Below are 16,328 nucleotides of genomic sequence, written 5' to 3' on the forward strand. Positions count from 1 at the left end.
GCACAAGAAAAAAATGTATTTTATCGTATTTATTTACACTTAATCGATAATTTAGCATTTAATCAATTATTAATCAATTAGTTATGAATTTTGATAAAAATATAAAATGCATCCTTTAAACTTTTAGTATATTTAATAGTCTAACTACTAAAGTATTTTTGTGATTGACGAAGTACAATTATTAGAACAACTAAAATCTGAAACCCACAAAGAACAAGCTTTTAGAGCTTTAATAACGCTTTACAAAGAGCGTTTGTATTGGCATATAAGAAATATTGTAAAATCGCATGACGATACAGATGATGTGCTTCAAAACACATTCATAAAAGTTTACAAAAATATCCATAACTTTAATGGGGATAGTAAATTATTTTCTTGGATGTACCGAATAGCAACTAATGAATCTATCACATTTATAAATCAAAATGCAAAAAAATTACAAACAACAAGCGAAGAAGTACAACTTTTAGCTATAAAAAATTTAAGCTCTGATGTGTATTTTGAAGGTGATGATATTCAACTTAAATTACAAAAAGCCATTGCTACATTACCAGAAAAACAGCAATTGGTTTTTAATATGAAATATTTTCAGGAGTTAAAATATTCTGAAATGTCAACTATTTTAGAAACAAGTGAAGGTGCATTAAAAGCATCTTACCATATAGCAGCAAAAAAAATTGAAGCCTATTTAACTGAAAATTAAACCTTTTACAAAAATTTAAGTCTTATTACTAAGATGAGTACAAATAAATTACAAAATATTAAAAAAACAGGATTTAAAGTTCCTAAAGATTATTTTGAATCACTTGAAGATTCCATTCTAAGTGATTTGAAACTAAAAGAACTTAGCCCAAAATCTGGCTACACAACACCAGATAACTACTTTAACACATTAGAAGACAACATAATTAACACCATTAATCAAACAAAAGAAGTTAAAGTAGTTAAGCTTATTACATGGCGAAAAGCAGCATATGCAACTGCTGTTGCAGCTAGTTTAATTTTAATGATTAATGTATTTTTTAATAACACAAAAAATATAACCATTGATACTATTGAAACAGCAAGTATTGAAAATTATATAATTGATGAAGATGTTGAAGCTAACGAATTTGCTTCACTTTTTACCAAAGAAGATTTACAAGACGTTCAATTAATTACTGATGGATACAACTCTGAAACACTAGAAAATTTTGTGTTTGACAATTTAGAAATTGAAGATATTATTACAAAATAAAGCAAAATGAAAAGGAGATTACTTATTACTGTACTATTTGTATTGAGTTTTTCACTCATTACAATCGCGCAATCTAACAGAGATAAAATTAAAACACTGAAGATTGCCTATATAACTGAAAAACTGAATTTAAGCGAAAAAGAAGCGCAAAAATTTTGGCCAATATATAATGATTTTGAAGAAGAAAAATCAAGATTAAGAGAAGAAGCTTATAATGTTAGAAAAAAAACTAATATTGAAGCACTTTCTGAAGATGAAGCTAAACAACTTTTAAAAGAAATTCGTGCAAACGAATACAAAAGACAAGCTATTGAAAACGATTTTGTAGATAAATTAACCAATATTATTTCGGCAAAAAAAGTAATTCTTCTACACAAAATTGAAGAAGAATTTAAACGAAAAATGTTTGAAGAATATAAGAAAAGGAAAAATTAAATACTAAGGTGACTAATTGAAACGAGGAACTAAACATTCCTCGTTTTTTATTCTCTAAAAGTAAGCTTGGAAATTCTTCCTGCGCCTGCTGCATAGGCAATACTATCATTTAAAAACCTAATAGTATAAAATCCTTCATCATTTAAATGCTTCCAAGTTTCACCAGAATCATTGCTGTAATCTATTCCTTTAAAACCAATCGCAACCAATTCTTTACCTTTCCTGTTTGGTATAAATTGCACACAACTTCTGTAACTCGGGTTTTGGTTTTCGCCTACTAATTTCCAGGTTTTTCCACCATCAACTGTTTTAATTTTATTAGCCTTATTATCATTTGGTTTGGTATAATTACCACCTATAGCAAAACCATTTAATTCATCATAAAAATCTATAGAGTAAATACCTGTTGTTTCTAAACCTTGTATTATTGGAGTCTCAAAAACTAGCCATGTATTTCCCTTATCTGGAGAATATAAAACCCTACTAGCCTTTCCGCCAGTTGCCACCCAAGTGTTATTCCCTACAATGGTAATATTAGTGTTACTAGCGGCAAATGCAGCTTCGCCTTGTATAGTTTTGGGTAATATGCTACAGGGTAATTTTTTCCAAGTGCTACCACCATCACGAGTTATAATAATACTCATGCAATCATCAATTGGATCGCCAATGGCTATACCTTCTTGGTTGTTCCAAAACTTTATTGCATCATAAAAAACTTTAGGATGGTTTTCAAAATATACTAAATTACCATCGCAAAATAATTTAGCAGGTGAACCAATTGATAATGTAAACGTTTTATCACCTTCAAAAGCGACAGACCTAAAATTACTATTTTTTAAAGAATCTTCCGTAAAAGTCCAATAATTACCTTCTTCAAAATTGCTCATATAACTCAAAATACTTCTATAAATTTTTCCATTTGAAGCAGCTGCAACAACACGTCCTTCATTTATTTCCAATGCTCTAATATTTAACAAAGAATCTTCAATAAGTGTTTCAATTTCAACCTTTGAAAAATTTCTAGTTTTAAAAGTTTCTCTTTTTCCACAAGAAAACATAATCAACAAAACCAATAAAAGCGAAAAAACACGATTCATACACATTAATTTTAATGAAAGATATGCCTAATCATTCAAATAATAAAAACATTCGTGTATTCGTAGCATTTAATGTAACTTTGCAGACTTATTTAAAACCCATGCGATTACACAGAAATTTATGCTTCTCGGTTATAGACGGATTAACCTTAATTTTTAATGAAGGTCATTATGCCGATAAAGTAATACAACAACTTTTAAAACGAGACAAACGTTGGGGCGCACGCGACCGCGCTTTTGTTGCCGAAACAACGTATGATATTGTGCGTTGGAAACGTTTATATGCTGAAATTGCTGAAGTTAAAGAACCTTTTACCCGCGATAATTTATGGCGCATGTTTGCAGTTTGGGCTACCCTAAGAGGTATAAAGTTACCCGATTGGACCTATTTTGAAAACACCCCAACCCGAAAAATAAAAGGACGTTTTGATGAGCTTTCTAAAATTAGAAAATTTAAAGAATCCATTCCAGATTGGTTAGATGAATTAGGCGAAAAAGAACTAGGAACTACCGTTTGGTCTAAAGAAATTGCTGCCTTAAACGAACAAGCCGATGTTATTTTAAGAGTCAACACCCTTAAAACAACTAAAGAAAAATTACAAGCCGAATTATTTGATTTAGATATTGAATCCGATTTTTTAAAAGACTACCCAAATGCGTTAAAACTTAAAGAACGCGCCAACGTGTTTACCACCGAAGCTTTTAAAAATGGCTTTTTTGAAGTACAAGATGCGTCGTCACAATTAGTTGCCGAATTTTTAAATGTACAACCAGGTATGCGTGTTGTAGATACTTGTGCTGGTGCAGGCGGAAAAACACTGCATATTGCGTCTTTAATGGAAAATAAAGGACAGATTATAGCTATGGATATTTATGAAAACAAACTTCATGAATTAAAACGTCGTGCCAAACGTAATGGCGCACATAATATTGAACCACGTGCCATCGATTCTACAAAAGTCATTAAAAAATTATATGATAAAGCAGATCGTGTTTTAATTGATGCACCATGTTCTGGTTTGGGTGTGTTACGCAGAAATCCAGATGCTAAATGGAAATTACAACCCGATTTTATCGAAAAAATTAAAGTTACCCAACAGGAAATTTTACGACAATATTCTAGAATGGTAAAAGTTGGTGGGCAATTAGTATATGCAACCTGCTCTGTTTTACCTTCTGAAAACCAACAGCAAGTTGATAAATTCTTAACATCGGAAGCTGGAAAAAACTTTACCTTTGTAAAAGACAACAAAGTGTTAGCACACAAATCAGAGTTTGATGGTTTTTACATGGCACTTTTAGAACGCAAAATCTAATTTATATGAAGCATTTTTACTTTTTATTTTTACTTACTACCTATTACACATTTGCACAACTTACACCTCCTGCAAACCTTCAAAGTTATTATAATGGCGTAGATTTTAATAAAACTGGCACAAACTTATTTAACGATTTAGCAGTAACTACAGCTTCAAAACACACAAACTATATAACCTATTCTAATGTTTGGGAAGCCGATAAAATCACAGATGAAGACCCAGCAAATAGTAACAACGTTTTATTAATTTATGGCTATAATGATAATGATGGAAATTACATTACAGACCGTAGTAGAAGCAAAACATTAAATGGTGGCACACAAGGTACAGATTGGAATAGAGAACACACATTCCCTAATTCTTTGGCTGTACCAAGCTTAGATGATAGTGGTTCAAATGTACCGCCGTATGCCGATGCTCATAATCTTAGACCTTCTGATGTAAGAATGAATAACAACCGAGGTAATTTACTATTTGCCGCAGGTAGTGGTAATTCAGGAAATGTGTCAGGAAATTGGTATCCAGGTGATGAATGGAAAGGCGATGTTGCACGAATTATCATGTATATGTATTTAAGATACGGAACACAATGCAAACCTTCATACACAGCAGTAGGTACAACCAACTCTGTGGACTCGAATATGATTAATTTATTATTACAATGGAATGCGGAAGACCAAGTTTCCACTATAGAAGATAACAGAAACACATATCATGGCAACGCCTCAAACACTTATGGTCAAGGTAATAGAAACCCTTTTATAGACAACCCTTATTTGGCAACTCTAATTTGGGGAGGCACATCAGCACAAAATAGATGGAGTTCATTATCAACTAAAAACATTGCTATTATAGATTTTTCAATGTACCCAAATCCAACAAAAGAAAATTTACTTAATATTGTTACAAGTAACTATTCTGCTAATTTAAATATTGAAATTTACAACATCTTAGGCGCTTCTGTTTTAAAACAAAAACTAAACAATAACGCAAAAGAAATTAACATAAGCACACTTAAATCTGGTATTTATCTGGTAAAACTCCAATCAGAAACCGGCAGTATTACCAAAAAGCTAGTTAAAAACTAAATTCTGAGCGACTTTTACAAGTCGCTTTTTTTATGTTCAAAACATAGTGAATAACTAAACATTTTCATGGTATTAATTACATGGAATTACGCCGAAAAAAAGTAAATTTGCACTTTCTTTAAACACACACAAATCAATATATAATGATTCATTTCTTTGGAAACGTAACCAGCAAAGTATTTGCTGTTCAAACAACAAAAGAATTATCAACTGAAACCATCGCTAAATTAACGTGGTTATTTGGCAACCAGCCTAAAATAGAACAAGCATCACTCGATGCTTTTTTTGTTGGTCCGCGTGCTGCCATGATAACACCTTGGAGTACCAATGCGGTTGAAATTACTCAAAATATGGGCATTTCAGATATCATCCGTATTGAAGAATTTCAAGCGGTTTCTGCAGATTTTAAAGGTTTCGACCCGATGATTTCAGAAAAATTCAAAGGATTAAACCAAGAATCATTCACCATCAATATCAAACCAGAACCGATACTTAATATTGAAGATATCGCCGCTTATAACCAAAAAGAAGGCTTATCATTAAGTGATGAAGAAGTTGCATATTTAGAAGGTATTGCCAAAAAAATTGGTCGTCCGTTAACCGATTCTGAAGTGTTTGGATTTTCACAAGTGAATTCAGAACACTGTCGCCATAAAATTTTCAATGGCACGTTTGTGATAGATGGTGTTGAAAAACCAACCTCACTTTTCAAATTAATTAGAAAAACTTCTGAAACACATCCAAACAGTATTGTTTCAGCATATAAAGATAATGTGGCTTTTGTTGAAGGTCCAAAAGTGGAGCAGTTTGCTCCAAAAACCGCCGACAAACCCGATTTCTACGAAACCAAAGAGTTTGAATCGGTTATTTCATTAAAAGCTGAAACCCATAATTTCCCAACAACCGTAGAGCCTTTTAATGGTGCTGCAACCGGTTCGGGAGGTGAAATTCGCGATAGACTTGCAGGTGGAAAAGGCTCACTTCCATTAGCAGGAACCGCTGTGTATATGACCTCGTATTCTCGATTAGAAGAAAACCGGCCTTGGGAAAAAACGTTTCCAGAACGCAAATGGTTGTACCAAACCCCAATGGACATTTTAATTAAAGCTTCAAATGGTGCATCGGACTTTGGAAACAAATTCGGGCAACCTCTTATTTGCGGTTCAGTTTTAACCTTTGAACATGAAGAAGATGCTAGAAAACTTGGTTTCGATAAAGTCATTATGCAAGCGGGTGGTATTGGTTATGGCAAAAAAGACCAAGCTTTAAAAGACAAACCACAAACTGGCGATAAAATAGTTATTCTTGGTGGCGAAAACTACCGTATTGGTATGGGTGGTGCAGCAGTTTCTAGTGCCGATACCGGTGAATTTGCTTCAGGTATTGAGTTGAATGCTGTACAACGCTCCAACCCAGAAATGCAAAAACGTGCAGCCAATGCCATTCGTGGTATGGTTGAAAGCGACAAAAACTATATTGTTTCTATTCACGATCATGGTGCTGGAGGCCATTTAAATTGTTTATCGGAATTAGTTGAAGATACGGGTGGAAACATAGATTTAGATGCACTTCCTGTTGGTGACCCTACCCTTTCTGATAAAGAAATTATTGGGAACGAATCGCAAGAACGTATGGGTTTGGTGATCGACAAGGAGCATATCGATATCCTTCAACGTATTGCAGAACGCGAACGCTCTCCTATGTACACTGTTGGGGATGTTACGGGTGATGACCGTTTTACTTTTCAATCTAAAACCAACGGACATAAACCGATGGATTTAGCTATGGAAGACATGTTTGGAAGTTCGCCAAAAACCATCATGACTGATACAACCATTAAAAGAAATTATGAAGACTTAAACTATAATTCCGATAAATTCCATGACTATTTAGAACAAGTTTTACAACTGGAAGCTGTAGCTTGTAAAGACTGGTTAACTAATAAAGTAGACCGTTGCGTTGGTGGAAAAGTAGCCAAACAACAATGCGCTGGCCCATTACAATTACCACTAAATAATGTAGGTGTGATGGCTTTAGACTATAAAGGAAAAGAAGGTATTGCAACGTCTATTGGGCACTCGCCTATTTCAGGATTGATCAATCCGGTGGCGGGAAGCAGAAATGCCATTACCGAAGCATTAACAAACATTATTTGGGCACCATTAAAAGACGAATTGAAATCGGTTTCACTTTCGGCAAACTGGATGTGGCCTTGTAAAAATGAAGGTGAAGATGCCCGTTTATATGAAGCGGTTGAAGCGGTTTCGGAATTTGCAATCGATTTAGGCATCAATGTTCCAACAGGAAAAGATTCGCTTTCTATGAAGCAAAAATATCCTGATGGCGATGTGTTATCTCCTGGAACGGTAATTATTTCAGCAGCAGGAAATTGTAATGATATTAGCAATGTAATTGAACCTGTTTTTCAAAAAAATGCAGGAAGTATTTACTACATCAACATATCTCAAGATAATTTTAAATTAGGAGGCAGTTCTTTCGCTCAAATATTAAATAAAATTGGAAACGATGCTCCAACAGTAAAAAGTGCAGGGTATGTGAAAACTGTTTTCAACACGATTCAAAAATTAATAAAAGATAAACAAATAGTTGCTGGACATGATGTGGCTTCTGGTGGATTGATTACCACTCTGTTAGAACTTTGTTTTGCAGATAATAATTTAGGAGCTGAATTAGATCTTTCTGCATTGGCAGAAAACGATTCCATAAAACTCTTATTTTCTGAAAATGCGGGAATCGTTATTCAAGCTAAAGATGCTTCAATTGAAAAAGTTCTTTCAGAAGCAAACATTGAATTTTTCAACATTGGAACCGTTACCAATAGTGATGTGTTAAGCATCATTAACGGCACAGATGTTTTCACGTTAACCGTATCTCGCTTACGCGATGTTTGGTATAAAACATCTTACTTATTAGACCAAAAACAAACTGCTAATAATTTGGCTGAAGCGCGTTTCAACAACTATAAAAATCAACCTTTAGAATATACATTCCCAAGTCATTTCACAGGACTTCTCGACTCCGCTCGAAGTGACAAAAATCTGTCTGGTCGAGCGCAGTCGAGACCTAAAGCCGCTATTCTTCGTGAAAAAGGAAGTAACTCCGAGCGTGAAATGGCAAACGCTATGTTCTTAGCTGGTTTTGATGTAAAAGATGTACACATGACCGATTTAATTTCGGGTCGTGAAACTTTGGAAGACATTCAGTTTTTAGGCGCTGTTGGAGGTTTTAGTAATTCGGATGTACTTGGTTCTGCAAAAGGTTGGGCAGGTGCTATTAAATATAACGAAAAAGCCAATAAAGTGATTCAGGATTTCTTCAAAAGAGAAGACACACTATCTGTTGGCATTTGTAATGGTTGCCAATTGTGGATGGAATTAGACCTCATCAATCCGGAACACGAGGTACATGGTAAAATGGTTCATAACGATTCGCATAAACACGAAAGCAACTTTACTTCAGTAAAAATTCAAGAGAACAATTCTGTGATGCTTTCAACTTTAGCGGGATCGACTTTAGGGGTTTGGATTTCACATGGTGAAGGCAAATTCAAACTACCATATTCGGAGGACAAATACCAAATTGTTGCTAAATACGCTTACGCAGAATACCCACATAACCCAAATGGTTCCGACTTTAATACCGCTATGCTATGTGATAAAACAGGTCGCCATCTAGTAACCATGCCGCATATAGAACGCTCTACCTTTCAATGGAATTGGGCTAATTATCCGCAAGGTCGTAAAGACGACGTATCGCCTTGGTTAGAAGCTTTTGTGAATGCTAGACTTTGGTTAGAAAAATAAAATATTTGTAAAGCAAAAATCCCGATTTCAAATTAATGAGATCGGGATTTTTTTAGGATATGAACAAAACTCAATTATGAAACCATTGATACTTTTGCATTAACGGCATCCATTTTTTTATGTGCTTTCATTACGGTTATTTTCATCAAAACTGAAACAACTAGCGCTATTAAAAACATACCTGCAAATACTACCAAAGTACTATCCAAAGAACCTGTTTTTTCCATTACTAAATCATAAATAGTTGGTCCTACTACACCTGCTAAACCCCATGCTGCCAATACCATACCATGTATTGCACCTAATTGTTTGGTGCCAAATAAATCGCCCAAAAAAGCAGGCAATGTTGAAAAGCCGCCGCCATACATTGTAATAACAGTAAATAAAACAACTAAAAAAGTAAGTTCCATTGATATTTTAGGCAAGAAATAGAACGCTAAAATTTGAAAGGCAAAAAATATGATATAGGTATTCGCTCTACCTAAATAATCTGATAAACTAGACCATATAATTCTTCCTAAACCATTAAAAACACCTATTAAACCTACAATAGCAGCTGCCTCCATGGGTGTGTAGTTTAATTTTTCTTGCATCATTGGGCTAGCTGCGGAAATAATGGCTATACCACAAGCAATGTTTATAAACATCATAACCCAGATGTAATAAAATCGTGGTGTTTGTAATGCTTCATTGGCATCAATATTTGCCATATCTTTTTTAATTACTTTACCTTCACCTGGTTTAAAACCTGCTGGTAAATAGCCTTCAGGTGGTCTTTCTATATATCTAGCTGATGATAAAATTAAAATCATATATATAACACCTAAAATATAAAATGCATTTGAAACACCTACCGAATCAAACAGTGATTGCATAACAGGTCCAAAAATTAAAGCTGCAAAACCAAAACCCATAATTGCCATTCCTGTGGCTAAACCACGCCTGTCTGGAAACCATTTTACTAAAGTACTTACAGGTGTAATGTAACCAAGTCCTAACCCAATACCACCAATAACACCATAGCATAAATAGAATAGTGTTAACGATTCTAATTGAACAGCTAAACCAGAACCTAAAATTCCAACGCCATAAAAAATTCCAGCTGTAGTACCACTAATTTTTGGTCCTACTTTTTCAACCCAACGCCCTAAAAATGCTGCTGATAGACCCAAAAGTAAAATGGCTATTTTAAATGCCCATTTTATAACGCTACCATCAACATCAAAAATATCTTTAACTGGATTGGTCATTACTGAATATGCATAAACTGAACCAATTGATATATGGATTCCAACTGCCGATGCAGCTATTAACCAACGATTTTTTAATTTTTGTGTTTTCATCTTTTTGTAATTTTAAGCATTGTCTACCTCAACACTAATTAATTTATTTTTACTTTTTTGAAATAGTCTTTTAAAATATTAACAGTAGCTTGCAACTCTTCTTCAGTATTTTCTCGCGCTTCCTTTAACTGATATTCCCAACCTAAAGCTTCCCATTTATGGACTCCTAATTTGTGATAAGGTTGAATTTCAATTTTTTCGATTGTTTTATAATCTTTAAAATAGTTTCCTAAGGCGTGTAGTAATTCTGGTTTGTTTGTAATTCCTGGTATTAGCACATAGCGTAGCCACATTTTTTTTCCTGAAGCTTCTCTGTATTTAGCAAAGTTGAAAGTGGTTTCTTTGTTAGGCATTCCTGTTAGGTATTGATAGCCATCTTCAGTCATGTGTTTAATATCTAGCATCACTAAATCGGCATAATCGTCTAACAATTCTTGTGTAAAGTGGTTTAATACTCTGCCATTAGTATCAACATTGGTATTTATACCTTCTTCTTTCAATCTTTTAAAAAAAGGAATTAATTCTTTTGCTTGTAATAAAGGTTCGCCGCCAGAAACGGTTACACCACCATTTTTTCCAAAATATGGCTTTTCTTTTATAGCCATTTGCACTAATTCTTCTATGTGATATTCTTTACCTCCTGCCATATCTATTGAATCTGGATTATGGCAATACAAGCACTTTAACTTACACCCTTGCAGAAACACTACCATCCGAATTCCTGGTCCATCATGTGTTCCAAAAGATTCAACTGAGTGCACTCTTAATATGTTTTCTTCTGTTTTAATAATCTCGTTTTTTTAAATTAAACATCTAAAAAGGTAGATTGCTCCGCCTTTTTAGATGTTATCAAAATACTAACAATAACTAAATGGATTCGTGGAAAGAACGTGTTATAACTTCCATTTGCTGCTCTTTGGTAAGTCTAACAAAATTAACAGCATAACCAGAAACACGTATGGTTAATTGTGGATATTCTTCTGGATGTTCCATGGCATCAATTAACGTTTCCTTGTTTAAAACGTTTACATTTAAATGTTGCGCATTTTTAGAAAAATACCCATCTAGAATAGCTACTAAATTATCTATTCTTTCATCTGCATCAGCTCCTAAAGATTTTGGCACTATTGAGAATGTATTTGAAATACCATCTTTAGAATCTTCATAATTTATTTTAGCCACAGAGTTTAATGATGCAATAGCTCCATGTGAATCGCGCCCATGCATTGGGTTTGCTCCAGGTGCAAATGGTACACCTTTAGCTCTACCATCTGGTGTTGCGCCTGTTTTTTTACCATAAGATACGTTTGAGGTTATGGTTAAAACAGACATGGTTGGTTCTGCGTTTTTATAAACTGCCAATTGTTTTAATTCATTATTAAAATCGGCTACAGCATTTGCTGCTAGCGTATCTACTCTATCATCATCGTTTCCGTAGCAAGGAAATTCGCCCTCAATTTTAAAATCTACTGTTAAACCTTCTTCATTTCTAATAGGTTTTACTTTTGCATATTTAATTGCAGAAAGAGAATCGGCTACAATTGATAAACCTGCTATACCATAAGCAATATTAATACTTGGATTGGTATCAATTAATGCCATTTGTGCTTTTTCGTAATAGTATTTATCATGCATGTAGTGAATAATATTCATAGAATCATTATAAACTCTTGCAACTTGTTTCATGGCAATTTTAAAGTTTGCCATTACTTTATCAAAATCTAAATACTCATCGGTATATTCAGCAATACCATCAACCATTTGAACACCAGTTTCTTCACAACGCCCACCATTAATAGCTAATAATAATGTTTTAGCTAAATTGGTTCTTGCTCCAAAAAACTGAATAGATTTTCCTAATTCTTGATAAGACACACAACATGCGATACCGTAATCATCAGAACCTCTGGTTTCTCTCATTAACGTATCGTTTTCAAACTGAATTGATGATGTATCAATTGATACTTTTGCACAATAATCTTTAAAATTTTGTGGTAAATCTTCACTCCAAAGAATGGTAATATTTGGTTCTGGTGATGGTCCTAAATTGTAAAGTGTATTTAAGAAACGGAATGATGTTTTGGTAACTTTAGTTCTACCATCTTCAAACATACCGCCAATAGCTTCGGTTACCCAAGTTGGATCGCCAGCAAAAATCTCATCATAAGCTGCCATTCTTAAGTGGCGAACCATACGTAGTTTCATTACAAATTGGTCGATATATTCTTGAGCTTCTTCTTCGGTAATTAAGCCTTCTTGTAAATCGTTTTCAATATAAATATCTAAGAATGTTGATACATTACCTAAAGACATGGCTGCACCATCTTGCTCTTTTACAGCAGCTAAATATGCCATATACGTCCATTGTACAGCTTCTTGTGCATTTTGTGCAGGACGTGTTAAGTCTAAATTATATTTAGCACCTAACTCTATCATTTGATGTAATGCTTTTATTTGTTCAGAAACTTCTTCTCTTAAACGAATAACAGCATCGGTCATTGGACCAGTAATGTTTTCTAAATCGGCTTTTTTAGCCTCAATTAAAAAATTAATACCATATAAAGCTATACGACGATAATCGCCAATAATTCTACCTCTAGCATAATTATCTGGCAAGCCTGTTAAAAATCCTAAAGAGCGGTATTTTCTAATTTCAGATGTATAAGCATCAAAAACACCATCATTATGTGTTTTAACATAGTTTGAAAATAATTCTGTTAAAGCATCATTTGGTTTTACACCGTGTTCTGATAAAGCTGTTTGAACCACTTTAAAACCACCAAAAGGTTTCATGGCGCGTTTTAAAAGTACATCGGTTTGTAAACCTACAATTACTTCATTTTCTTTATCAATGTAACCAGCATTAAAAGCGTTTACTGTTGAAATTGTTTCCGTATCTAATGAGCGTACACCATTATTTTGACGTTCTTCTTTAGTAGCTTGTTTACAAACGTCCCATAATTTTTTAGTTTTCGTACTTGGCCCTACTAAAAAATTGTATGTACCGTAGTAAGGTGTAATGTTTTTGATTACAAAATCTCTAACATTGACCTCTTCAGTCCAAATTCCGTAGTTAAATTGTTTTACTTCCATTTTTATTGTATTTATGTTTTTGAAAATCGTATTTTGTTTGATACTTCAAAGATAAATCTCAATAATTTGTTAAAAACTGATATTTATCAGTTTACATTTACAATCAACTATTTTTTTTTAAATTTTTCTTAGAAAACGTTTGAGAAACATAATTGTAATAATAAATAATTCATTATTTTAACACTTAAAACAAAAATACAATAACCAAAAACTATTTTCACTAATAGATTTGTTGCGATTTTAACTTAAAATTGCTTTTTATAATAAAACTAACCCCTTTCATTAACTTTATTTTAAAATTTAATTGGAAAGTATAATTAATTAGAAACGACCAAACTAACATATTGAAAGCACTAAATTGGAAATGATTATTTATTTTAGAATGAAAATATGATTTTCCTATTTTTTAAGACGTATTTGAAAATCGTTTTTTATTTACTACTTTGCATTACCACTAATTCCCAACAAACTAAAGAACATGATTACTAGGATTTTTGATTTCCCTCAATATCAGTTAGAAACGTATAATTTACAAAAAGCATTCACAACCAAATATGATGGCGTTTGGAAATCAATTTCTACCAAAGATTTTGTAGAGCAAGCCAATGCAATTAGCCGTGGTTTAATACGTTTGGGAATAAAACCTAATGATAAAATTGCTGTTATTTCTTCAAGTAATAGAACGGAATGGAATATTTTAGATATAGGAATTTTACAAACAGGGGCTCAAAACGTACCTATTTACCCTACTATTGCTTCGGAAGATTATGAGTATATTATTAATCATTCCGAATCTATTTATTGCTTTGTTTCTGATATAGAAGTTCTTGAAAAACTAAATTCAATTAAAAACAATACCAAACTTAAAAACATATATACCTTTGATGCTGTTTTAAACGAAAATCATTGGACAGATGTTTTAAAACTGGGCGAAGATATAAGTAACCAAAACGAAGTAGATACTAGAAAAGAAGCTGTAAAACCTTCAGATTTAGCTACCTTAATATATACATCAGGAACTACTGGCAAACCAAAAGGCGTTATGTTGTCACATAACAATTTAGTTTCAAACGTTTTAGATAGTGAAAAACGTGTACCTTTTGATTATGGAAAATCTAAAGCATTAAGTTTTCTTCCTGTATGTCATGTTTTTGAACGCATGATTTTGTACCTATATATGTATTGTGGTGTTGAAGTTTATTTTGCCGAATCTATTGACAAAATGAGCGACAACTTAAAAGAAGTTTGCCCAACAGTTATGACGGCTGTACCGCGTTTATATGAAAAGGTATACGATAAAATTGTTGCAAAAGGAACCAATTTAACAGGCATTAAAAAAGCATTATTTTTTTGGGCACTTAATTTAGGCTTAAAATTTGAACCTTATGGTAAAAACGGTTGGTGGTACGAACTTCAGCTAAAAATTGCCCGAAAATTAATTTTTAGCAAATGGCAAGAAGGCTTAGGAGGTAAATTAGAACTTATGGTTTCTGGTAGTGCTGCGCTTCAAACTCGTTTAACGCGCGTATTTGCAGCAGCAGGTTTGCCTATTATGGAAGGCTACGGACTTACAGAAACATCGCCCGTAATTTCGGTTAACGACATGAGAAACGGTGGTTTTAGAGTTAGTACCGTTGGGAAAATAATTAATAATGTTGAAGTTAAAATTGCTGAAGACGGTGAAATTTTAGTAAAAGGTCCAAACGTAATGCTAGGATATTATAAGGATACAGAAAAAACTGCTGAAGTAATGACCGGAGATTATTTTCACACTGGTGATATTGGTGAATTTGATGCCGATGGTTTTTTAAAAATAACAGATCGTAAAAAGGAAATGTTTAAAACCTCGGGAGGTAAATATGTTGCTCCAGCACTTATCGAAAATCATTTTAAACAATCGCGCTTTATAGAACAAATAATGGTTATAGGTGAAGGCGAAAAAATGCCAGCAGCTTTAATACAATTAAACTTAGAATTTGTTAAAGATTGGGCTAAAATTCATAAAGTTAGCTTTAAAGGTACTGGTGATTTGATTTCAAATCCGCAATTACTAGAACGCATACAAGATGAAATAGATAAAGCTAACAGCCACTTTGGTAGTTGGGAACAAATAAAAAAATTCGAAATAACACCAGACATTTGGTCTATTGAAGCAGGTCACTTAACACCTACTATGAAGCTTAAACGTAAAGTTATAAAAGAAAAATACGCTAACCTGATAGAAAAAATTTACAGACCATAATCGTGAATTTTTAGTAATCCAAAACCAAAATCTTTATAAAATTTTCATAATTTATTATGCATGCATAATAAATTTTTATATATTTGACTTTACCTTCCAAAAAACATGAAATGATAAAGACAAATACATTTTCTAAAAACAAAACTATAGGATTTTTTTTTAAATACCGTCTGTTCAAAATAAATTACTAAATAAAACAGATGAAAGATAGAACTATAGATTACATATTAAGAACCACATGGCTTGCTGTTCAAAAAATGTATAATGAAGAAGCCTCGAAGTTTGAAAGCACCATGGCTACAGGTTTTACACTATTAAGTATAGACCGCGATAAAGGAACTGCTTCAACCTCATTAGGGCCTAAAATGGGTATGGAAGCAACCAGTTTATCAAGAATTTTAAAAACAATGGAAGCAAAAGGTTTGATAGAACGTAGACCAAACCCTGAAGATGGTAGAGGTGTTATCATTCACCTTACCGATTTTGGACTTGAAAAAAGAGAAGATTCAAAAGAACGTGTTTTAATTTTCAACGAAGCTATTAAGAAAAATATTTCAGAAGAAAAATTAAACCACTTTTATGAAGTAGCCGATGTAATAAACGAACTAATTTCAAACAAAAAAATATACGATCAAAACGACAAGTAATAA

12 protein-coding genes are annotated in these 16,328 nt (G+C 33.1%); 8 read left to right on the forward strand and 4 right to left on the reverse strand.

Annotated features, from left to right (window positions below; genetic code table 11):
- Nucleotides 1-160 precede the first annotated feature (160 nt).
- From ACFQ1R_RS05825 to ACFQ1R_RS05835, 3 genes are read left to right on the forward strand one after another with little or no spacing between them, the layout of a single operon-like run.
- The gene (locus ACFQ1R_RS05825) at nucleotides 161-703 is read left to right on the forward strand and encodes an RNA polymerase sigma factor (protein WP_379925185.1); all 543 of its coding nucleotides are present in this window, start codon (nucleotides 161-163) and stop codon (nucleotides 701-703) included.
- A gap of 33 nt (nucleotides 704-736) precedes the next feature.
- Entirely contained in the window at nucleotides 737-1,237 is a 501-nt protein-coding gene (locus ACFQ1R_RS05830) for a hypothetical protein (RefSeq protein ID WP_379925186.1), read from the forward strand.
- A gap of 6 nt (nucleotides 1,238-1,243) precedes the next feature.
- Nucleotides 1,244-1,672, forward strand: coding sequence for a hypothetical protein (locus ACFQ1R_RS05835; protein ID WP_379925187.1), 429 nt, complete (start codon nucleotides 1,244-1,246; stop codon nucleotides 1,670-1,672).
- A 47-nt stretch (nucleotides 1,673-1,719) separates the two neighbouring features.
- Here ACFQ1R_RS05835 and ACFQ1R_RS05840 read toward each other — a convergent pair whose 3' ends face one another.
- On the reverse strand, nucleotides 1,720-2,769 hold the full coding sequence (locus ACFQ1R_RS05840) for a WD40/YVTN/BNR-like repeat-containing protein (RefSeq protein WP_379925188.1): 1,050 nt from the start codon (nucleotides 2,767-2,769) through the stop codon (nucleotides 1,720-1,722).
- Nucleotides 2,770-2,870: 101 nt separating this feature from the next.
- On the opposite strand from ACFQ1R_RS05840, the gene ACFQ1R_RS05845 reads away from it, so the two are divergent.
- The 3 genes from ACFQ1R_RS05845 (at nucleotide 2,871) to purL (ending at nucleotide 9,000) form a co-directional block, all read left to right on the forward strand.
- Nucleotides 2,871-4,085, forward strand: a complete 1,215-nt coding sequence (locus tag ACFQ1R_RS05845) for an RsmB/NOP family class I SAM-dependent RNA methyltransferase (RefSeq protein WP_379926315.1) — start codon at nucleotides 2,871-2,873, stop codon at nucleotides 4,083-4,085.
- A 5-nt stretch (nucleotides 4,086-4,090) separates the two neighbouring features.
- Nucleotides 4,091-5,176: an endonuclease gene (locus tag ACFQ1R_RS05850; protein WP_379925189.1), complete on the forward strand. Its 1,086-nt coding sequence runs from the start codon at nucleotides 4,091-4,093 to the stop codon at nucleotides 5,174-5,176.
- Between the two features lie 143 nt (nucleotides 5,177-5,319).
- The gene (gene purL / locus ACFQ1R_RS05855) at nucleotides 5,320-9,000 is read left to right on the forward strand and encodes a phosphoribosylformylglycinamidine synthase (protein WP_379925190.1); all 3,681 of its coding nucleotides are present in this window, start codon (nucleotides 5,320-5,322) and stop codon (nucleotides 8,998-9,000) included.
- A 74-nt stretch (nucleotides 9,001-9,074) separates the two neighbouring features.
- Here purL and ACFQ1R_RS05860 read toward each other — a convergent pair whose 3' ends face one another.
- From ACFQ1R_RS05860 to pflB, 3 genes are all read right to left on the reverse strand, one after another.
- Nucleotides 9,075-10,343, reverse strand: a complete 1,269-nt coding sequence (locus ACFQ1R_RS05860) for an L-lactate MFS transporter (protein ID WP_379925191.1) — start codon at nucleotides 10,341-10,343, stop codon at nucleotides 9,075-9,077.
- Between the two features lie 38 nt (nucleotides 10,344-10,381).
- Nucleotides 10,382-11,104 carry a pyruvate formate-lyase-activating protein gene (gene pflA, locus ACFQ1R_RS05865; RefSeq protein ID WP_379925192.1) on the reverse strand — a complete coding sequence of 241 codons (723 nt, stop codon included), beginning with the start codon at nucleotides 11,102-11,104 and terminating at the stop codon, nucleotides 10,382-10,384.
- A gap of 106 nt (nucleotides 11,105-11,210) precedes the next feature.
- A complete protein-coding gene (gene pflB, locus ACFQ1R_RS05870) occupies nucleotides 11,211-13,436 on the reverse strand; it encodes a formate C-acetyltransferase (protein WP_379925193.1) in 2,226 nt (741 codons plus the stop codon).
- A gap of 478 nt (nucleotides 13,437-13,914) precedes the next feature.
- Here pflB and ACFQ1R_RS05875 point away from each other — a divergent pair, with 478 nt between their 5' ends.
- Nucleotides 13,915-15,678, forward strand: coding sequence for an AMP-dependent synthetase/ligase (locus ACFQ1R_RS05875; RefSeq protein ID WP_379925194.1), 1,764 nt, complete (start codon nucleotides 13,915-13,917; stop codon nucleotides 15,676-15,678).
- A 200-nt stretch (nucleotides 15,679-15,878) separates the two neighbouring features.
- Nucleotides 15,879-16,325 (forward strand): MarR family winged helix-turn-helix transcriptional regulator, encoded by a 447-nt coding sequence (locus ACFQ1R_RS05880; protein ID WP_379925195.1) that lies wholly within the window; start codon nucleotides 15,879-15,881, stop codon nucleotides 16,323-16,325.
- Nucleotides 16,326-16,328: the final 3 nt, after the last annotated feature.

This window comes from Mariniflexile jejuense (genome assembly GCF_042675665.1).
Taxonomy (GTDB): domain Bacteria; phylum Bacteroidota; class Bacteroidia; order Flavobacteriales; family Flavobacteriaceae; genus Mariniflexile; species Mariniflexile jejuense.